Origin of the sequence: Pseudomonas sp. 382 (assembly GCF_002759075.1) — a bacterium.
Lineage (GTDB): Bacteria > Pseudomonadota > Gammaproteobacteria > Pseudomonadales > Pseudomonadaceae > Aquipseudomonas > Aquipseudomonas vlassakiae.
The window spans coordinates 130,495-153,305 of the sequence record NZ_PEMX01000005.1 but is presented as its reverse complement, the minus strand read 5'-3'; the positions used below and the strand labels follow the sequence as shown (position 1 = coordinate 153,305).

20 protein-coding genes are annotated in these 22,811 nt (G+C 63.4%); 14 read left to right on the top strand and 6 right to left on the bottom strand.

All coding sequences use genetic code 11. From position 1 onward, the window contains the following. The first annotated feature begins 44 nt into the window (after positions 1-44). The 9 genes from CQW31_RS08625 (at position 45) to CQW31_RS08580 (ending at position 9,765) form a co-directional block, all read left to right on the top strand. Positions 45-1,640, top strand: coding sequence for an ABC transporter substrate-binding protein (locus tag CQW31_RS08625; RefSeq protein WP_099814303.1), 1,596 nt, complete (start codon positions 45-47; stop codon positions 1,638-1,640). Between the two features lie 75 nt (positions 1,641-1,715). After that, positions 1,716-2,726: an ABC transporter permease subunit gene (locus tag CQW31_RS08620; protein ID WP_099814302.1), complete on the top strand. Its 1,011-nt coding sequence runs from the start codon at positions 1,716-1,718 to the stop codon at positions 2,724-2,726. An 8-nt stretch (positions 2,727-2,734) separates the two neighbouring features. Beyond that, the gene (locus CQW31_RS08615; RefSeq protein ID WP_054886980.1) at positions 2,735-3,661 is read left to right on the top strand and encodes an ABC transporter permease subunit; all 927 of its coding nucleotides are present in this window, start codon (positions 2,735-2,737) and stop codon (positions 3,659-3,661) included. A 10-nt stretch (positions 3,662-3,671) separates the two neighbouring features. Then, positions 3,672-4,640 (top strand): ABC transporter ATP-binding protein, encoded by a 969-nt coding sequence (locus CQW31_RS08610; protein ID WP_054886979.1) that lies wholly within the window; start codon positions 3,672-3,674, stop codon positions 4,638-4,640. Next, positions 4,640-5,608, top strand: coding sequence for a peptide ABC transporter ATP-binding protein (locus CQW31_RS08605; protein ID WP_099814301.1), 969 nt, complete (start codon positions 4,640-4,642; stop codon positions 5,606-5,608). The genes CQW31_RS08610 and CQW31_RS08605 overlap by 1 nt, the downstream gene beginning before the upstream one ends. 371 nt (positions 5,609-5,979) lie before the next feature. Beyond that, positions 5,980-6,789 (top strand): nuclear transport factor 2 family protein, encoded by an 810-nt coding sequence (locus tag CQW31_RS08595; RefSeq protein WP_099814300.1) that lies wholly within the window; start codon positions 5,980-5,982, stop codon positions 6,787-6,789. A gap of 64 nt (positions 6,790-6,853) precedes the next feature. Next, positions 6,854-8,260 carry an FAD-binding oxidoreductase gene (locus CQW31_RS08590; RefSeq protein WP_099814299.1) on the top strand — a complete coding sequence of 469 codons (1,407 nt, stop codon included), beginning with the start codon at positions 6,854-6,856 and terminating at the stop codon, positions 8,258-8,260. 32 nt (positions 8,261-8,292) lie between these two features. Next, the gene (locus CQW31_RS08585; protein WP_054886975.1) at positions 8,293-8,634 is read left to right on the top strand and encodes a cupin domain-containing protein; all 342 of its coding nucleotides are present in this window, start codon (positions 8,293-8,295) and stop codon (positions 8,632-8,634) included. A gap of 51 nt (positions 8,635-8,685) precedes the next feature. Then, entirely contained in the window at positions 8,686-9,765 is a 1,080-nt protein-coding gene (locus CQW31_RS08580) for a polyamine ABC transporter substrate-binding protein (RefSeq protein WP_099814298.1), read from the top strand. A gap of 112 nt (positions 9,766-9,877) precedes the next feature. Here CQW31_RS08580 and CQW31_RS08575 read toward each other — a convergent pair whose 3' ends face one another. Then, entirely contained in the window at positions 9,878-11,461 is a 1,584-nt protein-coding gene (locus tag CQW31_RS08575; RefSeq protein WP_054886973.1) for a peptide chain release factor 3, read from the bottom strand. Between the two features lie 497 nt (positions 11,462-11,958). Between CQW31_RS08575 and CQW31_RS08570 the strand changes: the two genes are divergently transcribed. Genes CQW31_RS08570 through CQW31_RS08555 form a run of 4 tightly spaced genes read left to right on the top strand, consistent with a single transcriptional unit; the run spans position 11,959 to position 15,404 of the window. Next, positions 11,959-12,672: an ABC transporter permease gene (locus CQW31_RS08570; RefSeq protein WP_054887588.1), complete on the top strand. Its 714-nt coding sequence runs from the start codon at positions 11,959-11,961 to the stop codon at positions 12,670-12,672. Between the two features lie 13 nt (positions 12,673-12,685). Next, a complete protein-coding gene (locus CQW31_RS08565) occupies positions 12,686-13,600 on the top strand; it encodes a glycine betaine ABC transporter substrate-binding protein (protein WP_099814297.1) in 915 nt (304 codons plus the stop codon). Continuing rightward, entirely contained in the window at positions 13,597-14,250 is a 654-nt protein-coding gene (locus CQW31_RS08560) for an ABC transporter permease (protein WP_054887586.1), read from the top strand. The genes CQW31_RS08565 and CQW31_RS08560 overlap by 4 nt, the downstream gene beginning before the upstream one ends. Further along, positions 14,247-15,404 (top strand): betaine/proline/choline family ABC transporter ATP-binding protein, encoded by a 1,158-nt coding sequence (locus CQW31_RS08555; protein ID WP_099814296.1) that lies wholly within the window; start codon positions 14,247-14,249, stop codon positions 15,402-15,404. Before CQW31_RS08560 ends, CQW31_RS08555 begins: the two co-directional genes overlap by 4 nt. Before the next feature lie 121 nt (positions 15,405-15,525). Here CQW31_RS08555 and CQW31_RS08550 read toward each other — a convergent pair whose 3' ends face one another. The 3 genes from CQW31_RS08550 to CQW31_RS08540 all read right to left on the bottom strand — a co-directional run bounded on the left by CQW31_RS08550 (position 15,526) and on the right by CQW31_RS08540 (position 19,531). Next, positions 15,526-17,955 (bottom strand): TonB-dependent siderophore receptor, encoded by a 2,430-nt coding sequence (locus tag CQW31_RS08550; protein WP_099814295.1) that lies wholly within the window; start codon positions 17,953-17,955, stop codon positions 15,526-15,528. A gap of 107 nt (positions 17,956-18,062) precedes the next feature. Next, positions 18,063-19,025, bottom strand: coding sequence for a FecR family protein (locus CQW31_RS08545; RefSeq protein WP_099814294.1), 963 nt, complete (start codon positions 19,023-19,025; stop codon positions 18,063-18,065). 17 nt (positions 19,026-19,042) lie between these two features. Then, positions 19,043-19,531: an RNA polymerase sigma factor gene (locus CQW31_RS08540; RefSeq protein WP_054887582.1), complete on the bottom strand. Its 489-nt coding sequence runs from the start codon at positions 19,529-19,531 to the stop codon at positions 19,043-19,045. Between the two features lie 506 nt (positions 19,532-20,037). Between CQW31_RS08540 and CQW31_RS08535 the strand changes: the two genes are divergently transcribed. Then, entirely contained in the window at positions 20,038-21,201 is a 1,164-nt protein-coding gene (locus CQW31_RS08535; protein WP_054887581.1) for a type III PLP-dependent enzyme, read from the top strand. Positions 21,202-21,358: 157 nt separating this feature from the next. On the opposite strand, the gene CQW31_RS08525 is transcribed toward CQW31_RS08535, so the two are convergent. Together CQW31_RS08525 and CQW31_RS08520 are read right to left on the bottom strand one after the other, a co-directional pair. Then, entirely contained in the window at positions 21,359-22,108 is a 750-nt protein-coding gene (locus tag CQW31_RS08525) for a tetratricopeptide repeat protein (RefSeq protein WP_099814293.1), read from the bottom strand. A 3-nt stretch (positions 22,109-22,111) separates the two neighbouring features. Then, the gene (locus CQW31_RS08520; protein ID WP_054887579.1) at positions 22,112-22,792 is read right to left on the bottom strand and encodes a Fe2+-dependent dioxygenase; all 681 of its coding nucleotides are present in this window, start codon (positions 22,790-22,792) and stop codon (positions 22,112-22,114) included. Between the last annotated feature and the right edge of the window lie 19 nt (positions 22,793-22,811).

Sequence of the window (22,811 nt, the reverse complement as noted above, 5' to 3'; positions counted from 1 at the left end):
GGCCGTGGCGGCTACGCTGGAATCATTGCAAGCAGGGAGTTTCCATGACATCGCTACCGCTCCGCGCTGCCCTGGCAGCGGTCATCCTGGGCGCCGCCGGCAACCTCGCGGCCAAGCCGCTGGTGGTGTGCACCGAAGCCAGCCCGGAAGGCTTCGACATCGTCCAGTACACCACGGCAGTCACCGCCGATGCCTCGGCCGAGACGGTGTTCAACCGTCTGGTCGACTTCAAGCCTGGCACCACCGACATTCAGCCGGCCCTGGCCGAACGCTGGGACATTTCAGCGGACGGGCTGACCTACACCTTCCACCTGCGTGAAGGGGTGAAGTTCCACAGCACCGACTATTTCAAGCCAACCCGCGAGTTCAACGCCGATGACGTGCTGTGGAGCCTGAATCGACAGCTCGACCCAAGCCATCCGTGGCACGACAAGACCAGCGTCGGCTACCCGTACTTCGAGAGCATGGCCTTCAAGGAATTGCTCAAGTCGGTGACCAAGACCGACGACCACACCGTGGTGATCACCCTGACCCGCCCGGAAGCCCCCTTCCTGCGCGACATGGCCATGGCCTTCACCTCGATCTATTCCGCCGAATACGGTGACCAGTTGCTCAAGGCTGGCAAGACCGGCGACCTCAACAGCAAGCCGATCGGCACCGGCCCATTCATTTTCCAGCGTTACAACAAGGACGCCCAGGTCCGCTACAAGCCCAACCCGGACTATTTCCGCGGCAAGCCGCCGGCCGATGCGCTGGTGTTCGCCATCGCCACCGACAGCAACGTGCGCCTGCAGAAGCTGCGTGCCAACGAATGCCAGGTGGCGCTGTATCCCAAGCCCGATGACGTACCGCTGATCAAGGACGACCCGACACTCAAGGTCGACGAAATCGAAGCTTTGGTCACCGGCTACATTTCGATGAACACCGAACACAAGTACCTGAGCGACGTGCGTGTGCGCAAAGCCATCAACATGGCCTTCGACCGCCAGACCCACGTCGATCAGCTGTTCGGCAAGGGCAACGCACTGGTCGGCGTGAACCCCTACCCCCCCACCATGATCGGCTACAACACCGAGAACAAGAACCCGCCCCGCGACCTGGCCAAGGCCCGCCAGCTGCTCAAGGAGGCTGGCGTGCCGGAGGGCACGGTGATCACCCTGTTCACCCGCAACGGCGGCGGCCCGACCAACCCCAACCCGCGGCTTTCCGCGGAAATGCTCCAGGCAGACCTCAAACAGATCGGCCTGAAGCTGGACATCCGCGTGATGGAATGGGCCGAGATGCTGCGCCGCGCCAAGAAGGGTGAGGCGGACCTGGTCTCCACCGGCTGGGCCGGCGACAACGGCGACCCGGACAATTTCCTCAGCCCGCTGCTCAGTTGCGATGCCGCCAAAAGCGGCGAGAACTATGCACGCTGGTGCAACCCTAAGTTCCAGGAACTGATCACCCGCGCCCGCGAGGTGATCGACAGCGACCAACGCGCCAGGCTCTATGCCGAGGCTTTGAAGGTGTACGATGACGATCAACCCTGGATCAGCATGGCCCATCCGAAGATGTTCACCGCCATGCGTGACAACGTGGAGGGCTATGTGATCAACCCTCTGACCAACAACAACTTCGCCACCACCCGGGTGAAGTAGAACAACAACGACCGCCGGGGCCCCACACGGGCACCGGCGGCACTGCCCTGACCGGCTGATGAGGTAACCCCGACAATGTTGAGTTTTATTGCCCGGCGCCTGGGCCTGCTGATACCGACCTTCTTCGGTATCACCTTGCTGACCTTCGCGCTCATACGCCTGATCCCCGGCGACCCGGTGGAAGTCATGATGGGCGAGCGCAGGGTCGACCCCGAAATGCACGCCCTGGCCATGGAGCGCCTGGGCCTGAACAAGCCACTGCCGGTCCAGTATCTGGACTATGTCGGCAAGCTGGCCCAGGGCGACCTCGGTGAATCGCTGCGCACCCGCGAGAGCGTGTGGACCGAGTTCCTCACCCTGTTCCCCGCCACCCTGGAGCTGGCCATGGCCGCCCTGCTGTTCGCCGGCATCGTCGGCCTGCTGGCCGGGGTGATCGCCGCGCTCAAGCGCGGTTCGCTGTTCGACCACGGGGTGATGGGGATCTCCCTGGCCGGCTATTCCATGCCGATCTTCTGGTGGGGCCTGATCCTGATCATGTTCTTCTCGGTGAGCCTGGGCTGGACCCCGGTGTCGGGGCGTATCGACCTGCTTTACGACATCGAGCCGAAGACCGGCTTCATGCTCATCGACACGCTGCTCAGCGACGAGGAAGGCGCGTTCAAGGACGCGGTGATGCACCTGATCCTGCCGGCCATCGTGCTCGGCACCATCCCCTTGGCGGTGATCGCCCGCATGACCCGCTCGTCGATGCTCGAAGTGCTGCGCGAGGACTACATCCGCACCGCCCGCGCCAAGGGCCTGTCGCCGGCCCGCGTGGTGTTCGTGCATGGCCTGCGCAACGCGCTGATCCCGGTGCTGACCGTGTTCGGCCTGCAGGTCGGCACGCTGCTGGCCGGCGCCGTGCTGACCGAAACCATCTTCTCCTGGCCGGGCATCGGCAAATGGCTGATCGAAGCCATCGGCGCCCGTGACTACCCCGTGGTCCAGAACGGCATCCTGTTGATTGCCTGCCTGGTGATCCTGGTCAACTTCGTCGTGGATATCCTCTACGGCCTGGCCAACCCACGCATCCGTCATCAGCGCTGAGGCCTTCCATGACTAGCCCGATTCCGAAATCCGTCGCACCGGCCAGCCCGGTGGACCAGAGCCTGCTCTACCCTTCACCGTACAAAGAATTCTGGCAGGCCTTCTCGCGCAACAAGGGCGCGGTAATGGGCCTGGCCTTCATGTGCCTGGTGGTGTTCTGCGCGTTGTTCGCACCGTGGGTCGCCCCCCATGACCCGAGCGAGCAGTACCGCGACTTCCTGCTGACCCCGCCGGTGTGGCTGGAGGGCGGCAGCTGGCAGTTCATCCTCGGCACCGACGAACTCGGCCGCGACCTGCTGTCACGGCTGATCCAGGGCGCGCGGCTGTCGCTGCTGATCGGCCTGTCGTCGGTGGTGATGTCGCTGATCCCGGGGATCCTGCTGGGCCTGCTGGCCGGGTTCTTCCCGCAGGTCCTCGGCCCGTCGATCATGCGCCTGATGGACGTGATGCTGGCCCTGCCGTCGCTGCTGCTGGCGGTGGCCATCGTCGCCATTCTCGGCCCAGGCCTGATCAACACGGTAATCGCCATCGCCATCGTGTCCTTGCCGTCCTACGTGCGCCTGACCCGCGCTGCGGTGATGGGCGAACTGAACCGCGACTACGTTACTGCCGCTCGCCTGGCCGGTGCCGGGCTGCCACGGTTGATGTTCGTCACCGTGCTGCCCAACTGCATGGCACCGCTGATCGTGCAGGCGACCCTGAGCTTCTCCTCGGCAATCCTCGACGCCGCCGCGCTGGGTTTCCTTGGCCTTGGCGTGCAACCGCCAACGCCCGAGTGGGGCACCATGCTGGCCTCGGCCCGTGACTACATCGAGCGCGCCTGGTGGGTGGTGAGCCTGCCGGGTCTGACCATTCTGCTCAGTGTGCTGGCAATCAACCTGATGGGCGACGGCCTGCGCGATGCGCTGGACCCGAAACTCAAGAACGCCGCCTGAGGAGAACGCCATGTCACTGTTGCAGATCAACAACCTGAACGTGCGCTTCGGCGACACCGATGCCGTCCCCGTGGTCGATGGCCTGGACCTGGCGGTGGACGCCGGTGAGATCCTGGCCATTGTCGGTGAGTCCGGCTCGGGCAAATCGGTCACCATGATGGCCCTGATGGGCCTGATCGACGCCCCTGGGCGCATCACCGCCGATTCGCTGACCTTCGACGGCACCGATATGCTCAAGCTCAGCGGCCGCCAGCGGCGCAAGGTGGTGGGCAAGGACATCGCCATGGTCTTCCAGGACCCGATGACCGCGCTCAACCCCAGCTATACCGTGGGCTACCAGATCGAGGAAGTCCTGCGCCAGCACCTCGGCCTGAAGGGCAAGGCTGCACGCCAGCGGGCCCTGGAGCTGTTGAAGAAAGTGGAAATCCCGGCTGCGGAAAGCCGCCTGGACGCCTACCCGCACCAGCTCTCCGGCGGCATGAGCCAGCGCGTGGCCATCGCCATGGCGATTGCCGGCGAACCCAAACTGCTGATCGCTGACGAACCGACCACCGCGCTGGACGTGACCATCCAGGCGCAGATCATGGAGCTGCTGGTCAACCTGCAGAAGGAGCGCAACATGGCGCTCATCCTGATCACCCACGACCTGGCCGTGGTTGCCGAAACTGCCAGGCGCGTATGCGTGATGTACGCCGGCCAGGCCGTGGAAGTGGGCCAGGTACCGGAGCTGTTCGACGTGCCCGCCCACCCGTACAGCGAAGCGCTGCTGGCGGCGATCCCCGAGCACAGCGTCGGCGCCGAGCGCCTGGCCACCCTGCCCGGCATAGTTCCCGGCCGCTATGACCGCCCGGTTGGCTGCCTGTTGTCGCCGCGCTGCCCTTACGTGCAGGACAACTGCCGCCATCAGCGCCCACCTCTCGACCCGCAGGCCCACAGCCTGGTGCGTTGCTTCTACCCGCTGAACCAGGAGGTGGCGTGATGGCCGTCGTTCTCACTGCCCGGGAGCTGACCCGGCATTACGAAGTTTCCCGCGGGCTGTTCAAGGGCCACGCCCTGGTACGCGCGCTCAATGGCGTGTCGTTCGAGCTGGAGGCCGGCAAGACCCTGGCCGTGGTCGGTGAGTCCGGCTGCGGCAAGTCGACCCTGGCCCGCGCCCTGACACTGATCGAAGAACCCTCCTCCGGCTCGCTGCAGATCGCCGGCACCGAGGTGAAGGGCGCCAGCAAGTCCGAGCGCAAGCAACTGCGCCGCGACGTGCAGATGGTGTTCCAGAGCCCCTACGCCTCGCTGAACCCGCGGCAGAAGATCGGTGATCAGCTGGCCGAGCCGCTGTTGATCAACACCTCGCTGAGCAAAGCCGAGCGGCGGGAGAAAGTGCAGAAGATGATGGAACAGGTCGGCCTGCGTCCGGAGCATTACCAGCGCTACCCACACATGTTCTCCGGTGGTCAGCGCCAGCGCATTGCCCTGGCCCGGGCGATGATGCTGCAACCGAAGGTGCTGGTGGCGGATGAGCCGACTTCGGCGCTGGACGTGTCGATCCAGGCCCAGGTGCTGAACCTGTTCATGGACCTGCAGAAAGAGTTCAACACCGCCTACGTGTTCATCTCGCACAACCTGGCGGTGGTGCGGCACGTGGCCGATCAGGTCCTGGTGATGTACTTGGGGCGCCCGGCAGAGATGGGGCCGAAGGAGGACATCTACGAGAAGCCGCTGCATCCGTATACCCAGGCACTGCTGTCGGCGACACCGGCGATTCACCCGGATCCGCTGAGGCCGAAGATCCGCATTGCCGGGGAGCTGCCCAACCCGCTCAATCCGCCGGACGGGTGTGCGTTCCACAAGCGGTGCCCGTATGCGACCGAGCGCTGTGCCAAGGAAGTGCCGGCGTTGCGGCAAGTGAGTACGCGACAAGTGGCCTGTCACTATGCGGAGCAGTTTCTCTAGATCGGTGTGAGCTTTTTCGCGGGCCAGCCCGCTCCCACAGGTACTGCACGAGGCTTGAGACTTGTGCAGGACCTGTGGGAGCGGGCTGGCCCGCGAAGGGCCGCAAAGCGGCCCCAACGATCTCAATGCATGAAGAACCAGATCAGGATAATCACCGGAATCGGCACCCCAATCATCCAAAGCAGTATCGAGCGCATGGCGTTTCTCCTTGTTCGAGGGTGAACAATTCCGTGCACCCGCCATGCCACTCGTATCAAAAAGTTACTTCATTTAAAAACAATGACTTATGCGCGTAGCCGCTTGACGAAACCGTGCAAATTGCCAGATGACGCCCCTTGCACGTGGGTGTTCTGCAATGCACTATCGAGCCCATGACCGCCCTCACTATCCCCGACGGCCCCGAGCAGGCCCCGCTCACCGCCGACACCGTGCTGCGCTACCACCTCTGCTGGAAGCACCGTGACCTCGACGGCGTGATCGCGCTCTACCACCCCGATATCCAGTATCACGACTTTTTCCAGAACCGCGTGCTCGGCTATGTCGAGCTGCGCGACTACGTGCGCGCCTGCCTGCCCCATGAAGCCGGCGAGGAAATCGTCCACAGCGACCGCATCCGCGTCGACGGCTGCACCGCGTTCATCCAGTATCAGGTCACGGTGCAAGGCGGCGAAGGCCTGGTGGCGTTCCAGTCCAGCGAAGCGATCACCGTCAAGGACGGCCTGATCTGGCGGGTCAACGAGTACGCCACCCTGGTCAGACAGAACAGCGTCGCCCGGGCCAGCAGCGGCCCACGCCCGGCCACCAGCCGGCTGGGCCTGTCACCTCGGCAGCTGTCGACCATGGCCCAGGACCTGGAACACTACTTCCAGCGCCAGCGCCCGTACCTCGACCCGGAACTGGGCCTGCAGCAAGTGGCTGATGCCAGCGGCTACAGCCGCAACCAGATTTCCTACCTGCTCAACCAGGTGCTCGGGCAAAGCTTCTACCGCTACGTCAACCAGGCACGCCTGCAACACCTGATGGCCAGCCTTGACGACGACAGTGTGGAAGCATCGATCGACGACCTGGCGTTCAATGCCGGTTTCAATTCGCTTTCGGCGTTCTACAAGTGCTTCCGCGAGCACACCGGCCTCACCCCCAAGGCCTATCTCAAGCAAATTTCCCTGCGTGCACGCACGTAAGACAGGCGCTGGTCGACACCACTAGCATCGCCCACAGACCTTGATGGATGTGGAGCAAAACCCGATGCAACCCCTGCGCACGCTCAGCCTGTGGATGGACCAGCTCGACGAGCCGCTGTGCGCGCGCCCGGCCTTGCGCCAAGACCTTGAAGTCGATGTGTGCATCATCGGTGCCGGCTACACCGGGCTGTGGACGGCCTATTACCTCAAGCGCCAGGCGCCGCAACTGAACATTGCGCTGATCGAGGCGAACATTGCCGGCTTCGGCGCCTCGGGGCGCAACGGTGGCTGGCTGATGGGCAACATGCTCGGCGAAGACCGCCTGCTGGCCACCCTGTCGCCGCAACAGCGCCGCGCCAGCATCGATTTGCTGCATGGCATCCCTGATGAAGTGCAAAACGTGCTGCAGCGCGAAGGCATCGATTGTGATTACCGCAAAGGCGGCGTGCTGTATTGCGCTGCGCGTTATCCAGAGCAGGAACGCAGCCTGCGCGCCTATCTCGACGACCTCTATCGCCAGGGCATGACCGAGGACGACTACCGCTGGCTGCGCCCCGAGCAGCTGGACGCGCAATTGCGGGTCAGCAATGCCTATGGCGCGATCTACAGCCCGCACACCGCGACCATCCACCCGGCCAAGCTGGCCCGTGGCCTGGCCCGGGCGGTGGAAGCGCTGGGCGTGACCATCTACGAGAACACCCCGGCCATCGACTGGCAGCCCGGCGAAGTGCGCTCGCCCCTGGCGCGCATCCGCTGCCAGTGGATGGTTCCGGCGGTTGAAGGCTACGCCGCCAGCCTGCCGCCACTGGGCAGGCATCAGTTGCCGGTGCAGAGCCTGCTGGTGGCCACCGAGCCGCTGCCGGAGTCGACTTGGGAGCAGATCGGCCTGAGCCAGGGCCAGGCCTTCAGCGAGAGCAGCCGCCAGGTCACCTACGGCCAGCGCACCGCCGACAACCGCCTGGTGTTCGGCGCCCGCGGCGGCTACCGCTTCGGCGGCCGGCTGCGCGAAAACTTCAACCTTGACCAGCACGAGATCGAACTGCGTCGCTATCTGTTCAGCGAACTGTTCCCGCAGCTCAGGCACGCACGCATCACCCACACCTGGGGCGGCAACCTGGGCATGGCGCGGCGCTTCCGCCCGCACATGCTCTGCGACCGCCAGCGCGGCATCGCCCTGGCCGGCGGCTACGGCGGCGAAGGTGTCGGCGCCACCAACCTTGGCGGGCGCACCTTGGCGGCGCTGATCCTCAACCAGCACAACGCGCTGACCGCGCAACCCTGGGTACTCGACAACCGCCCGCTTGCGAGCCTGGCCAGCTGGCCGCCGGAGCCCTGCCGCTGGCTCGGTTACAACGCAATCATCCAAAGCTTCGTCCACGAGGACCGGACCCTCGCCAACCCCTCCAGCGCGCCCTGGAGGCGGCGCCTGGCCAGCTCGTTAGCGGACTTCATGGAAGGCTTCATGCACTGACTTCCCTTTCCCCGACACAGGATCCACCGGTCATGAGCATCACCCACTTCAAACACACAGACAGCGCCGTGCTCGATAGCTCCAACCCGGTCGCGGTGCCGCTTGGCGAACCCGTTGCAGTGGCTTCGGTCACCTGCGTGGAGCGCAATGATGGCGTCGAAACCGGCATCTGGGAGTGCACCCCCGGACGCTGGCGCCGGCAGATCGTGCAGCAGGAGTTCTGCCATTTCATCAAGGGCCGCTGCACCTTCACCCCCGACGGTGGCGAAACCCTGGTCATAGAAGCCGGAGACGCACTCATGCTACCGGCCAACAGCACCGGCACCTGGGACATCCAGGAGACCGTGCGCAAGACCTACGTTCTCATCTTCTGATCCGCTGATCGCCTGCCTTCGATAACAACAGACAAAGCAAGGTATCCCGATATGCGCATGTTCCTGTTCGCCCCCCTGATGCTGGCCGCCAGCGTGGCCAGCGCCGCCGAAACGGTGAAGATCTACAACTGGTCCAGCTACGTCGCGCCCGACACGCTGAAAAACTTCCAGCAAGCCAGCGGCATCGTGCCGACATACGACGTGTACGACAGCAACGAGACCCTCGACGGCAAGCTGATGACCGGCAACTCCGGCTACGATGTGGTGTTCCCGTCCAACCACTTCATGGCCCGGCAGATCCAGGGCAAGGCCCTGAAGCCGCTGGACAAGTCGCAGCTGCCCAACTGGCACAACCTCAACCCGGTGCTGATGAAGGCGCTGGAGGTCAACGACCCGGGTAACCAGTACGGCTTCCCGTACCTGTGGGGCAGCACCGGCATCGGCTACAACATCGACAAGGTCAAGGCGGTGCTCGGCGACAATGCACCCGTTGATTCCTGGGACCTGATCTTCAAGCCCGAGTACATGAGCAAGCTGAAGAGCTGCGGCGTCGCGGTACTGGACAACGGCCCCGAACTGCTGCCGATCGCCCTGCACTACCTGGGCCTGCCGCACCACAGCCAGAACCCGGCCGACTACGACAAGGCCAAGGCGCTGCTGATGCAGGTGCGGCCGTACATCAGCTACTTCCACTCATCGAAGTACACCGGTGACCTTGCCAATGGCGATATCTGCGTGGTGGTGGGTTTCTCGGGGGATGTGCTGCAGGCGAAGAACCGCGCCGAAGAGGCGAAGAACGGGGTGAAGGTGGGGTATTCGATCCCCAAGGAAGGTGCGCCGATGTGGTTCGACATGGTGGCCATGCCAGCCGATGCACCGGATGAGAAGGCCGGATACGCCTACATGAATTACCTGCTGCAGCCAGAGGTGATGGCCAACATCAGCAACCATGTGCAGTACGCCAACGGCAACCTCAAGGCGGACGGCCTGGTAGAGCCGGCGATGAAGGCCAATACGATGATTTACCCGAGCGAGGATGTGATGGGCAAGCTGTATGCCCTGGAGGCGATGCCGGCCAAGATCGACCGCATCAGGACCCGGATCTGGACCAGTATCAAGGCCGGTAACTGAATGGGGCCGCTTTACGGCCCTTCGCGGGCGCGCCTGCTCCCACAGGAAATCGCATAGTCCTGTGGGAGCGGGCGTGCCCGCGAAGGGCTGCAAAGCAGCCCCAATTCAATACTTAGTGGTGCTCGCGGGTAGCGCGGAACTTGATGTCCGGCCAGCGCTCTTCCATCAGCGCCAGGTTGACCCGGGTCGGCGCCAGGTAGGTCAGGTGACCGCCACCGTCGATAGCCAGGTTTTCCATGGCCTTGTTCTGGAATTCCTCGAGCTTCTTCTTGTCGTCGCAGCCGATCCAGCGGGCCGACCAGACGGTGATCGGTTCGTAGGCGCACTCGACCTTGTACTCTTCCTTCAGGCGGCTGGCGACCACGTCGAACTGCAGCACACCGACCGCACCAAGGATGATGTCGTTGCTGCGCTCAGGGAAGAACACCTGGGTCGCGCCCTCTTCGGCCAACTGCTGCAGGCCTTGGCGCAGCTGCTTGGATTTCAGCGGATCCTTCAGGCGCACGCGGCGGAACAGCTCCGGCGCGAAGTGCGGGATACCGGTGAAGCCCAGCGCCTCGCCTTCGGTGAAGGTGTCGCCGATCTGGATGGTGCCGTGGTTGTGCAGGCCGATGATGTCGCCGGCATAGGCCTCTTCCAGTTGCTCACGCTCGGAGGAGAAGAAGGTCAGCGCGTCGCCGATACGCAGGTCCTTGTTGATACGCACGTGGCGCATCTTCATACCCTTCTCGTACTTGCCCGAGCAGATGCGCATGAAGGCAATACGGTCGCGGTGCTTCGGGTCCATGTTCGCCTGGATCTTGAACACGAAGCCGGTGAATTTCTCTTCCACAGGCTCGACGGTTCGCTCATGGGCCACGCGACCCAGCGGGCGCGGCGCCCAGTCGACGACGGCGTCGAGCACGTGGTCGACACCGAAGTTGCCCAGCGCGGTACCGAAGAACACCGGGGTCAGCTGACCGTTGATGAACTCTTCCTGGTTGAATTCATGGCAGGCACCCTGCACAAGCTCCAGTTGTTCCACGAACGAGTCGTACTGGTCGCCCAGGTGTGCGCGGGCCTCGTCGGAGTCCAGCTTCTGGATGATCTTGGCTTCGGTGCGCTCGTGGCCATGGCCCGGGGTGTAGACCACGATGTAGTCGCCGGTCAGGTGATACACACCCTTGAAGTCGCGGTAGCAACCGATCGGCCAGGTGATCGGCGCGGCCTTGATCTTCAGGACGGCTTCGATCTCGTCGAGCAGCTCGATCGGGTCACGGATGTCACGGTCGAGTTTGTTGATGAAGCTGACGATCGGCGTGTCGCGCAGGCGGCAGACGTCCATCAGGGCGATGGTCCGCGGCTCTACGCCTTTACCGCCGTCGAGCACCATCAGCGCCGAGTCCACCGCGGTCAGGGTGCGGTAGGTGTCTTCCGAGAAGTCTTCGTGGCCGGGGGTGTCGAGCAGGTTGATCATGTGCTCGCGGTACGGGAACTGCATCACCGAGGTAGTGATGGAGATGCCGCGCTGTTTCTCCATTTCCATCCAGTCGGAGGTGGCGTGGCGGTCGGACTTGCGCGACTTCACGGTACCGGCGACGGCAATGGCCTTGCCCATCAGCAGCAGCTTCTCGGTGATGGTGGTCTTACCGGCGTCGGGGTGGGAAATGATTGCGAAAGTGCGGCGCTTCGCGACTTCGGCGGCCTGGTTGGTCATGGGAAATCGCCTGACTGGGGGATTTAAAAGGGGCGATATCATACCTGAAGTTGGGCGGGGACCAAAACCTGAGGAATGAGTGGCACCTGTGCCGGCCCTTTCGCGGGTAAACCCGCGAAGAGGCCGGAACAGACGCCACAAATTCAACAAACAATCGCTTTATCACGACAAAAGGCCGCAGGGCAGTTATTTCAACGCCTACAGCGCATTAATGCACTGTTTTTTCTCGCCATATTTGCCAAGACCCCAGTGATTAACGCTGGCCAAATGCCGCCTCAGATGGGAACCTTTACCGCCACGGAGACGTCCATCCCCCTGCAACCCGCTTCGGTTGGGGGGCTAGTGTCATCAGCTTTTTCGGGCCCGACGGGGTTCGGCTCATGGCCTGAGCGCAGCCTGCGGCTGCTTCACGCTGCTACTCGCGAACACACCCACCGCCGCCAACCAAGGGCGGCAATAAAAGAAGTGTGCTCGCCGACAACACAAGGAGTCCGCCTGTGGCTACACGCTACGGAAAAGGGCTGTTGGGATGGGCCGCCGTGCTCGTCATCCTGGCCCTGCTGATCCACTGGATCGGTATCGACACGATCGCGCGTTATCGCGACGATCTTGGGTTCTACCTGCAAGCGCACCTGGTCCTGGTGCTGGCTTCGATGGCGGCGGCGCTGGCCGTGGGCATCCCCGCCGGCATTGCGCTGAGTCGACCGCACCGGGTCGACAAAGCCGAGCGCTTCATGCAGTTCTTCAACGTTGGCAACACCATCCCCCCCCTGGCCGTTCTGGCCATCGCCCTGAGTATCCTGGGCATCGGCGCCGGGCCTGCGATCTTCGCGCTGTTCCTCGCCTCTCTCCTGCCTATCGTGCGCAACACCTACGAGGGCCTGAAAAACGTGCCCGCCTCGCTCAAGGAAGCCGCCACCGGCATCGGCATGACCCCACGCCAACAACTCTGGCAGGTGGAACTACCCAACGCCGTGCCGATCATCGTCGGTGGCGTGCGTGTGGCCCTGGCGCTGAACGTCGGCACCGCACCGCTGGCGTTCCTGATCGGCGCCAACAGCCTGGGCAGCCTGATTTTCCCCGGCATCGCCCTGAACAACCAGCCACAACTGCTGCTCGGCGCCGCCTGCACCGCCTTGCTGGCGCTGGTGCTGGACGCTGCGGTGAGTTTCTCCAGCAAGCGCTGGCTGGAACGTGGCCTGGCTGGATAACACGAGGGAACCCATGACCAAGAGAATCGCCTTGCTGCTGGGCGCGGCCCTGTTGTTTGCAGGATTTGCCCAGGCAGCGGAAAAACCACTGATCCGCATCGGCGCGCGGGTGTTCACCGAACAGACCGTACTTGCCGAAATTACCGCGCAGTACCTGCGCGCCAATGGCTTCGACGTACGTGTCACCTCCGGCCTGGGCAGCAGCATCGCACGCCAGGCCCAGGAAACCGGCCAGCTCGACCTGATGTGGGAATACACCGGCGTGTCGCTAGTCTCGTACAACCACATCGACGAGCGCATGCCCAGTGCCGAAGCCACCTACGCCAAGGTCAAGGAACTGGACGCGAAGAAGGACCTGATCTGGCTGACCCCATCTAAGTTCAGCAACACCTACGCCCTGGGCTTGCCCAAGCAGGTGGCCGAGGCTTATCCACAGGTCAACACGATCAGCGATCTCAACCAGGTGCTGCGTGACGAAAGCCAGCGCAAGCACCTGGTGGCGCTGGACACCGAGTTCGCCAACCGTCCGGACGGGCTGGTCGGCCTCAAGGCGATGTACGACTTGCAAGTGGGCCGCGCCAACATCCGCCAGATGGATGCCGGGCTGGTCTACACCGCCATGCACAACAACCAGGTGTTCGCGGGCCTCGTGTACACCACCGACGGCCGCCTGAGCGCGTTCAACCTCAAGCTGCTGGAAGACGACAAGCACTACTTCCCCGACTACACCGCCGCCCCGGTGGTGCGCAAACAGGTGCTCGACGCCAACCCGAAACTGGCCGGCCTGCTCAAGCCGCTGGCCGAGCGACTGGATGACGAAACCATGCGCCAGCTCAATGCCAAGGTCGATGTCGCGCATCAGAGCCCGACCACGGTGGCCGCCGCCTTCCTGCGTGAGCACCCACTGCAAAGCGAGGTACAGCCATGAGCCTGCTCGACACATTCGCCCACCTCGATTGGGCCCAGGTGCTGCAGCTGACCTGGCAACACATCATGCTGGTTGGCATCGCCGTGGGCCTGGCGATCATCGTCGGCGTGCCGCTGGGTATCCTGATGACGCGCTTCCCGGCCGTCGCCGGCCCGCTACAGGCCAGTGCCACAGTGCTGCTGACCATCCCGTCGATCGCCCTGTTCGGCCTGCTGCTGCCGTTCTACTCGAAGTTCGGCCAAGGCCTCGGGCCGCTGCCGGCGATCACCGCGGTGTTCCTCTATTCGCTGCTACCGATCCTGCGCAACACCTACCTGGCGCTGACCAACGTCGAGCCCGGCATCCGTGAAGCAGCGCGGGGCATCGGCATGACCTTCGGCCAGCGCCTGCGCATGGTCGAGCTGCCGATCGCGGTGCCGGTGATTCTCGCCGGCGTGCGCACCGCCGTGGTGATGAACATCGGCGTCATGACCATCGCCGCCACCATCGGCGCTGGCGGCCTGGGCGTGCTCATCCTCACCTCCATCAGCCGCAGCGACATGTCGATGCTGCTGGTCGGTGCCGTTTTGGTCAGCCTGCTGGCGATCATCGCCGACCTGCTCCTGCAAACCCTGCAACGTGCCCTGACTCCAGAAGGACTGCGCTCATGATCGAACTCAAGAACCTCAGCAAAACCTTCAACGTCAACGGCAAGGACGTCAAAGCCGTCGACTCTGTAAGCCTCACCGTCAACGAAGGTGAAATCTGCGTATTTCTCGGCCCATCGGGCTGCGGCAAAAGCACCACGCTGAAGATGATCAACCGCCTGATCGCACCCACATCGGGCCGGGTGCTGATCAACGGCGAAGACACCAGCGCCCTCGACGAAGTGACCCTGCGCCGGCACATCGGCTACGTGATCCAGCAGATTGGCCTGTTCCCCAACATGACCATCGAAGAGAACATCACCGTGGTCCCGCGTCTGCTCGGCTGGGACAAGCAGAAGTGCCACGAGCGCGCCCGCGAGCTGATGCACATGATCAAGCTCGAACCCAAGCAGTACCTGCAGCGCTACCCCCGCGAGCTGTCCGGTGGCCAGCAGCAGCGCATCGGCGTGATCCGGGCGCTGGCCGCAGAAGCGCCGGTGCTGCTGATGGACGAGCCGTTCGGCGCGGTCGACCCGATCAACCGCGAGATGATCCAGAACGAGTTCTTCGAGATGCAGCGGGCGCTGAACAAGACCGTGATCATGGTCAGCCATGACATCGACGAGGCGATCAAGCTGGGTGACAAGATCGCCATCTTCCGCGCTGGCAAGCTGCTGCAGCTGGACCATCCGGATACCTTGCTGGCGCACCCGGTGGATGACTTCGTGAGCAACTTCGTCGGCCAGGACAGCACGCTCAAGCGCCTGTTGCTGGTACGTGCCGAGGATGCAGCGGACAACGCGCCTTCGGTAAGCCCGCAGACGCCGGTGAGCGATGCGCTGGAGCTGCTCGATGAGCACGACCGCCGCTACGTGGTGGTGACCGACGGGCAGAACAAGGCGCTGGGTTATGTGCGCCGGCGTGACATGCACCGCCAGCAAGGCACCTGTGGCGACTTCCTGCGGCCGTTCAATGCCACGGCGTCGCATGACGAGCACCTGCGCATCCTGTTGTCGCGGATGTACGAATTTAACCGGGCGTGGTTGCCGGTGCTGGATGCCGAGCAGGTGTTCCTGGGTGAGGTGACGCAGGAGTCGATTGCGGCTTACCTGAGCTCGGGGCGCTCGCGTGGGGCGAAGACCAGCATTGTTTCGCCGGCCGAGGCGGTGGCTTCGTAATCGCTGGGGGCGCTTGGCGCCCCTTTCGCGACACAAGGCCGCTCCTACAGGAAATCGCGTTCCTCTGTAGGAGCGGCCTTGTGTCGCGAAAGGGCCGCATAGCGGCCCCGGCGATCTTGGCTCAGAACCCTACACTGGCCTGCACATAGAAGGTCCGCGGCTCACCCACATAGATGCCGGCATTGTTGTCACTGGAGCGGGTGAAGTACTGCTTGTCGAACAGGTTCTTCACCCCCGCCGCCAGCTTCAGGTTGGACATCTGCGGCCCGAACGCGTATCCACCACGGGCATGCCAGGTCACATACCCCGGAATATCACCATACTGCCCATCGGCACTCGGCTCGGTGATGTAATCACCCGTGAAGCTGCCATCGGCATTGATCCCGGTCCCCGGCGCACGCTGTTTGGACTGGGCATAGGCATCCAGATTCCAGGTCCAGCGGTTGATCGCATAGCGCACCCCGGCCGTGGCCACCTGACGTGAATAGAACGGCAGGTCTCGGCCCTTGAAGCCCGGAATATCCCCTTCATACGTCGCGCGGGTATAGGTGTAGCCACCGCTCACCGACAGGCCGTCCAGACGCGGGTCCAACCCGGCCAGGTCATAGCGCACCGACGCCTCGATACCCTGGTGCTTGGTCGCGCCGAGGTTGGTCCATCCCACGTCGTTGCTGATGTACTGCAGTTCGTCGTCGAAGTCGATGTAGAACGCAGTCAGCTCACCGGCGAAGCCGCCGTTGTCATAACGGGTCCCCAACTCGTAGGTCTTGGCTTTTTCCGGCTCCAGGCCGTTGGCCGTGCTGTTGCCGGTGCCGCCCTGGCCCAGCTGGAAGTACTGCAGGCTGCCGAACGAGGTCTCGTAGTTGGCGAACACTTTCCACGCATCGGAGATGTGGTACATCACGCTCAGCGCCGGCAATGGCTCGTTGCTGGTGATGCTGCGGTTCCTTTCCGCTACCGGCTGGCCGTTGGCACCGAGCACCGGGCGGTCGCGCCAGTCGGTATTGATGTGTTCGAAGCGGATGCCAGGGGTAATGGTCCAGTTGCCGACATCGATCTTGTCATCGATATAGTAGGCACTGGCTTCGGTGCCACCGCTGCGGTCCTGGAACACGTGACCGTCGGAGGTCGGCGTGGGCGTCGGCACATTATCGATCAGCGCCAGGCGGGTCGACTGCTCGCGCATGGCTTCTTTCAGGTAGCGATAGCCGACACTGACTTCCTGGGTGGTAGGGCCGGCGAAGAAGATCCGCGACACCCGTGGCTCGATGGCGAAGGTGTGGTAGTTGCGCGGGTAAGACGACAGGGTCTTCATGTCACGAGCGGCGATGGCGCTGCCACGGAAGCTGTCGGTGTAGTAGGTCAGCACTTCGAACTGGGTGGCATCGTCGAGCTGGCGCTGCCACTTGAACGACACGTCCTTGCGCCGGCCGGCGAAGTAATCGTAGTCGCGCAGCGACTGATACGGGTTGCTGTCGTACTGGGCCTGGGTCAGACCACCGGGCATGTCGGCACGGCCATCGTAGTAGTGGAAGTTGAGCCAGAACTCGTCGACGTCGGTCGGTGCCCAGTGGGTCTTGAGGATGACGTCGTCGATGTCGTTGCCGTTGTTGCTTTCCCGATAGCCGTTGCCGTTCACACCGGTATAGAGCAAAGCCACACCCATGCCATTGTCGGCGGTGCCGCCAACGAACGCCGACTCGGTGTGCTTCCAACCGCCATGCTGAGAGGTTTCCAACGTGGTGGAAAGCTCAGCCGAGGCCTTTTCGGGAATCGCCCGGGTCACGAAGTTGATCACCCCGCCGACGTTCTGCGGGCCATAACGAACAGAACCCGCACCGCGTACCACGTCGATGCTGTCGAGGTTGCCCGAGGAGATCGGTGCCATCGACAGCTGCGGCTGGCCATAGGGCGCAAAGGCTGCCGGAATGCCGTCGATCAGTACGGTCGAGCGCGGCGACAGGCGCGAGGTCAGGCCACGCACACCCACGTTCAGCGACAGGTCACTGCCACCGGTGCCGTTGCTGTCCTGCACCTGCACCCCCGGGATGCCGCGCAGCACGTCACGCACGTTCATCGCGCCCTTCTCTTCCATCGCCTCGCGGCGAACCACGGTACGTGCGCCAGGGTGGTTCTGCACCACGGCCTGGTCGGCATCACCCAGCCAGTCACCGACCACCTTCACATCGGTAGGCGCCAGCTCCAGGCTGCCGGTGGTGAGCGTGCCGGCAGCCTGGGCCGGTTTCACCACTACCGTGTCTTCGGACTTCTCGTAGGTCAGGCCGCTACCCTGCAGCAGTTGCTGCAGGGCCTGCTCGGGCGCCAGGTTGCCGGACACCGCCGGGGCCTGCTTGCCGGCTACCAGTTCGGGGCTGAAGAACAGCTGCAGGTCAGTCTGCTGGCCCAACTGGCTCAGCGCCGAGGCCAACGGCTGCGCCTGGATCTGGATTGTGCGCTCGGCCTGTTCGGCCTGAACGTTCACGGTCACGGCGCTGACCGCCAAGGCCAGCGCCAGAGCGCTCAGGCGTGGAAACGGTTTGTTGTTGTTCACGTCGTCGAAACATCCTGAAGAAGGAATAAACGCCAACCGCGTGCGAATGTAAATGCTTGGCAGTTGCAGCTGGCGGGGAAGACGAACGAGCGGAAAAAAACCTGAATCTATTTCGCGATTATTTCGCGAGAGCCGTCTTCATGGGCCTTGATCGCCACCGGCAGGATGCTCGGCAAGGCGCGCAGCAGCGCGTCCGTGTCATCGGTGCTGAAGGTGCTGGAGAGGCGCAACTGGGCGACCTTGCCAGGTGCCACGCGCAGCGGTTGGGCACGGTAGCGCGATACTTCGGCCACGACCTCGGCGAGGGTAGCGTTGTCGAACACCAGCTTACCCTGGCGCCAGGCGGTCAGTGCGCTGGCGTTGACTGCATAAGGAGCGGCGACCTTGCCGTGCGTGTCGATGTGGGAACCTTGGCCAGCACTCAGTTGCGCCAGCGAGGCATCGCTGCCCTGCACACGCACCGAGCCCTGCTCGACCGCCACCCGGGTAGCGGCCGGGTCCAGGCGCACATCGAAGCGGGTGCCGGTCACGGTCACGCTGCCCTGGGCGGTGTCGACCACGAACGGGCGGCTGCTGTCGTGGGCGACAATGAACATCGCCTCACCTGCGTTCAACTGGATGTGCCGACGGCCTGGACTGAAATCGACGCGCAGCTGGGTGGCGCCGTTGAGTTCGAGGTGCGAACCATCGGGCAACTCGACCTGGCGGCGCTCGCCAAAGGCCGTCTGCAACCGATCCTGGTGATTGAGCTGCTGGTAGTGCCAGCCCGTCCAGCCCAGCCCCAACGCTACCACCGCCACACTCGCCGCCAGCGCCAGGCGCAACAAGCGCCGCTCTGGCAGCTGGCGTACCGGGTCCGGCTCGCACAGCGCTTCGAGGCGCTGGCGCGGGATCAGCTGCGCCGCGCTCCAGACCGTGGCCAGGGCATCGTACTCGGCACGGTGGCTGGGGTCGGCAGCCAGCCAGGCACGTAGCTGCCTTTGCAGCGCGGCATCGCGCGGCGCGTCCTGCATGCGCACGAACCACTCGGCCGCCTGCTCACGGACGGTCTCGGAACCGTGCTGATTCATGGGAAAGGTCTCCTGACTCATCGTGCTGACACATCCAGGTGCTCACGCAGATGTCGGAGCGTGCGAATCATATACTTTTCGACCATGTTCTTGGTCAAACCCATGCGCTCGGCAATCTCGGCCTGGCTCAGGCCTTCAAGCTTCTGCCAGATGAACACCCGGCGGCAGTTCAGCGGCAACTCGGCCAACGCCCGCTCGACGCTGTCGGCCAGTTCCAGGGCATGGACGTAGGCTTCCGGATCGTCGCTGGTAGCCACGCCTTCATCGAAGGCCTCCAGCGCCAGGCTCTGGCGCCGGTCTTCGCGACGGAAACCATCCACGGCGATGTTGCGGGCGGTCTGGTGCAGGTAGGCACGGGGCTGCCCGACCTGTTCGCGCGGGTTTTCCAGTACCCGGACAAAGGCATCGTGGGTGAGGTCCTCGGCCTGCTGACGACTGCGCAATTTGCGCGTCCAGGTGCCGATCAGCTCATGGTAGTGGTCGAGGAAGCCTTTGTGTCCGGACACGGTCGGGGTCGTCAGGGAGGCGGATAAGGGTGCGAATAGTAATGTTTCTCATCCATAACGGCAAATCTGCCCGACGGTAACAAAAAATTTATCGTGTTTTTCATGTACGGCAGTGCCAGGAAAATGTGGCCATAAATATGAACACCACAGGCCCCATCGCGGGTGAACCCGCTCCCACAGGAATTGCGAAAACCCTGTAGGAGCGGGTTTACCCGCGAAGGGGTCAACGCGATCCATTCCACAATTTTTTACGCTTGAAACACCCAGGGGAACATCAGGTGGTCATGCGAGTCGGTTATTCATCGGGTAGGGCGCCGTTCCACGACGATCGCCCCCGGATTGCCTGTTGATTCTGCATTCTTCACGCCCTAAAGTGCGCGCCGAACGTCCATGCTGGAAACGATCCATCCGGCTCAAGTACTGAGTAGGCGAACCAAAGTGGGGATACGGAGGACGTTCAGTTTGCAGCCACTTAATCATTCAGTTTGCCCATGGAGTCCCTGAGCATGTCGATCCAGGTCGAAGACTATTTCGCGCGTGACACCTTCCAGAAAATGAAGGCGTTCGCCGACAAGCAGGAAACCCCGTTCGTACTCATCGACACCCAGATGATCAGCCAGGCCTATGACGACCTGCGTGCTGGTTTCGAATTCGCCAAGGTGTACTACGCGGTCAAGGCCAACCCGGCCGTCGAGATCATCGACCTGCTCAAGGAGAAAGGTTCGAGCTTCGACATCGCCTCGATCTACGAGCTGGACAAGGTCATGGGCCGTGGTGTCAGCGCCGACCGCATCAGCTACGGCAACACCATCAAAAAATCCAAGGACATCCGCTACTTCTACGAGAAGGGCGTGCGCCTGTACGCCACCGACTCGGAAGCCGACCTGCGCAACATCGCCAAGGCCGCACCGGGCTCGAAAGTGTACGTGCGTATCCTCACCGAGGGCTCGACCACGGCCGACTGGCCACTGTCGCGCAAATTCGGCTGCCAGACCGACATGGCCATGGACCTGCTGATCCTTGCCCGTGACCTGGGCCTGGTGCCTTACGGCATCTCCTTCCACGTCGGTTCGCAACAGCGCGACATCAGCGTGTGGGACGCGGCCATTGCCAAGGTCAAGGTCATCTTCGAGCGCCTGAAAGAAGAAGACGGCATCGAGCTGAAGCTGATCAACATGGGTGGCGGCTTCCCGGCCAACTACATCACCCGTACCAACAGCCTCGAGACCTACGCCGAAGAGATCATCCGCTTCCTGAAGGAAGACTTCGGTGACGACCTGCCAGAGATCATCCTCGAGCCAGGCCGTTCGCTGATTGCCAACGCCGGTATCCTGGTCAGCGAAGTGGTGCTGGTCGCTCGCAAGTCGCGCACCGCCGTCGAGCGCTGGATCTATACCGACGTGGGCAAGTTCTCCGGCCTGATCGAAACCATGGACGAAGCCATCAAATTCCCGATCTGGACCGAAAAGAAAGGCGAAGCCGAAGAAGTGGTCATCGCCGGTCCGACCTGCGACAGCGCCGACATCATGTACGAGAACTACAAGTACGGCCTGCCGCTGAACCTGGCCATTGGTGACCGTCTGTACTGGCTGTCGACGGGTGCCTACACCACCAGCTACAGCGCAGTGGAATTCAACGGCTTTCCGCCGCTGAAGGCTTACTACCTGTAATGCAGAACGGGGCCGAAAGGCCCCGTTTTCATTTTGTGCTCTCCTGTGCCGGCCCCTTCGCGGGCAAGCCCGCTCCCACAGGATTAGTGTTTGCCTCAGGTCGGTCACCGTACCTGTGGGAGCGGGCTTGCCCGCGAAGAGGCCGGTACAGGCGAAATCAGGCCTGGCGCCGCTGCAGCTCTTCGGCATAGCTCCCGGCAAAGGCCATCAACATGGGTCCCGCCCCCTGCAAGGTCACCAGGGCACTGCGCAGGAAGTTCTCATTCCCCTCGACTCGCGCCCGCTCCAGCCAGGTCCCGGCCTCGGCCAGCTCACCTCGCTCGATCAGCACCATCGCCAGGCTGAACATCCCACGAAAATCCCCCGCCTCGGCCGAACGCCGATACCAGCGCACCGCCCGCACCGGGCTCGGCGCCGTGGCGATACCATGCTCCAGGTAACGCCCATACAGGTTCATCGACTTGGCATGGCCCATCTGCGCCGCCTTTTCGTAACAGGTCAGCGCCTGGGCCTGGTTGGCCGGCAGGCCACGCCCGGTGGCCAGCAGGTTGCCCAGGTTGTACAGCCCCCAATCCAGCCCGGCATCGGCCGCCCGTGCATAGTGAATGGCCGACTGTGCCAGGTCCACCTCGCCACCCCAGCCATGCTCCAGGCAACGACCGAGCATGTTGTGCGCCATGGCGCTGCCGCCCTGCGCGGCAATGCCGAACCAGCGCCGGGCAACACCGGCATCCTGCTCGATGCCACGCCCGTCGAGCAGAATCTGCCCGAGCAGCAACTGCGCCTCGACCATGCCCTCCCCCGCTGCCGCCAGGATTGCCTGGGCCGCCTTGCCGGGGCTGTGTTCGAGCATGGCCTGCAGGCCGGCAGCATCCACCACTTCTTCACGACGCAGCTGATAGGACACGGCTCAGACCTCGGCCCAGCGGCGCAGCAGGTTGTGGTAGGTGCCGGTCAGTTGCAGCAAGGACGGGTGGTCCGGCACATCGGCGGTCAGTTGCTGGATGGCATTGTCCATCTCGAACAGCAACGCCCGCTGGCTGTCCTCGCGCACCAGGCTCTGGGTCCAGAAGAACGCCGCGTAGCGCACGCCACGGGTTACCGGGTTGACCTTGTGCAGGCTGGTGCCCGGGTACAGCACAAGGTCGCCGGCCGCCAGCTTCACCTGCTGCACGCCATAGGTGTCCTGTATCACCAGTTCACCGCCGTCGTAGCTGTCCGGTTCGCTGAGGAACAAGGTCGAGGACAGATCGGTGCGCACCCGTTCCGGGCTGCCCTTGGGCTGGCGCAGGGCGTTGTCGATGTGGAACCCGAAGTTGCCGCCTTCGCGGTAGCAGTTGATCAGCGGCGGAAACACCTTGTGCGGCAAGGCCGCCGACATGAAACGCGGGGTCTGCCACAAGCGGTCGATCAGGGCGCTGCCGATTTCCTTGGCCAGCGGGTGCCCTTCCGGCAGTTGCAGGTTGTGCTTGGCTTTAGCCGACTGGTAACCGGCCGTGACCTTGCCATCGGCCCAGTCGGTTTGCGCCAGTGCCTCGCGGATACGGGCCAGTTCATCGGCGTCGAACAACCCTGGGATATGAAGCAGCATGCGGCAGCACCGTCAAGAT

Excerpts from the sequence above, each read along its gene's own strand:
- CQW31_RS08625 (WP_099814303.1), top strand. The coding sequence starts at position 45 with ATGACATCGCTACCGCTCCGCGCTGCCCTGGCAGCGGTCATCCTGGGC.
- CQW31_RS08555 (WP_099814296.1), top strand. The coding sequence starts at position 14,247 with ATGATCGAACTCAAGAACCTCAGCAAAACCTTCAACGTCAACGGCAAG.
- CQW31_RS08605 (WP_099814301.1), top strand. The coding sequence starts at position 4,640 with ATGGCCGTCGTTCTCACTGCCCGGGAGCTGACCCGGCATTACGAAGTT.
- CQW31_RS08520 (WP_054887579.1), bottom strand. The coding sequence starts at position 22,792 with ATGCTGCTTCATATCCCAGGGTTGTTCGACGCCGATGAACTGGCCCGT.
- CQW31_RS08575 (WP_054886973.1), bottom strand. The coding sequence starts at position 11,461 with ATGACCAACCAGGCCGCCGAAGTCGCGAAGCGCCGCACTTTCGCAATC.
- CQW31_RS08595 (WP_099814300.1), top strand. The coding sequence starts at position 5,980 with ATGACCGCCCTCACTATCCCCGACGGCCCCGAGCAGGCCCCGCTCACC.
- CQW31_RS08580 (WP_099814298.1), top strand. The coding sequence starts at position 8,686 with ATGCGCATGTTCCTGTTCGCCCCCCTGATGCTGGCCGCCAGCGTGGCC.
- CQW31_RS08620 (WP_099814302.1), top strand. The coding sequence starts at position 1,716 with ATGTTGAGTTTTATTGCCCGGCGCCTGGGCCTGCTGATACCGACCTTC.
- CQW31_RS08590 (WP_099814299.1), top strand. The coding sequence starts at position 6,854 with ATGCAACCCCTGCGCACGCTCAGCCTGTGGATGGACCAGCTCGACGAG.
- CQW31_RS08585 (WP_054886975.1), top strand. The coding sequence starts at position 8,293 with ATGAGCATCACCCACTTCAAACACACAGACAGCGCCGTGCTCGATAGC.
- CQW31_RS08615 (WP_054886980.1), top strand. The coding sequence starts at position 2,735 with ATGACTAGCCCGATTCCGAAATCCGTCGCACCGGCCAGCCCGGTGGAC.
- CQW31_RS08565 (WP_099814297.1), top strand. The coding sequence starts at position 12,686 with ATGACCAAGAGAATCGCCTTGCTGCTGGGCGCGGCCCTGTTGTTTGCA.
- CQW31_RS08535 (WP_054887581.1), top strand. The coding sequence starts at position 20,038 with ATGTCGATCCAGGTCGAAGACTATTTCGCGCGTGACACCTTCCAGAAA.
- CQW31_RS08545 (WP_099814294.1), bottom strand. The coding sequence starts at position 19,025 with ATGAATCAGCACGGTTCCGAGACCGTCCGTGAGCAGGCGGCCGAGTGG.
- CQW31_RS08560 (WP_054887586.1), top strand. The coding sequence starts at position 13,597 with ATGAGCCTGCTCGACACATTCGCCCACCTCGATTGGGCCCAGGTGCTG.
- CQW31_RS08610 (WP_054886979.1), top strand. The coding sequence starts at position 3,672 with ATGTCACTGTTGCAGATCAACAACCTGAACGTGCGCTTCGGCGACACC.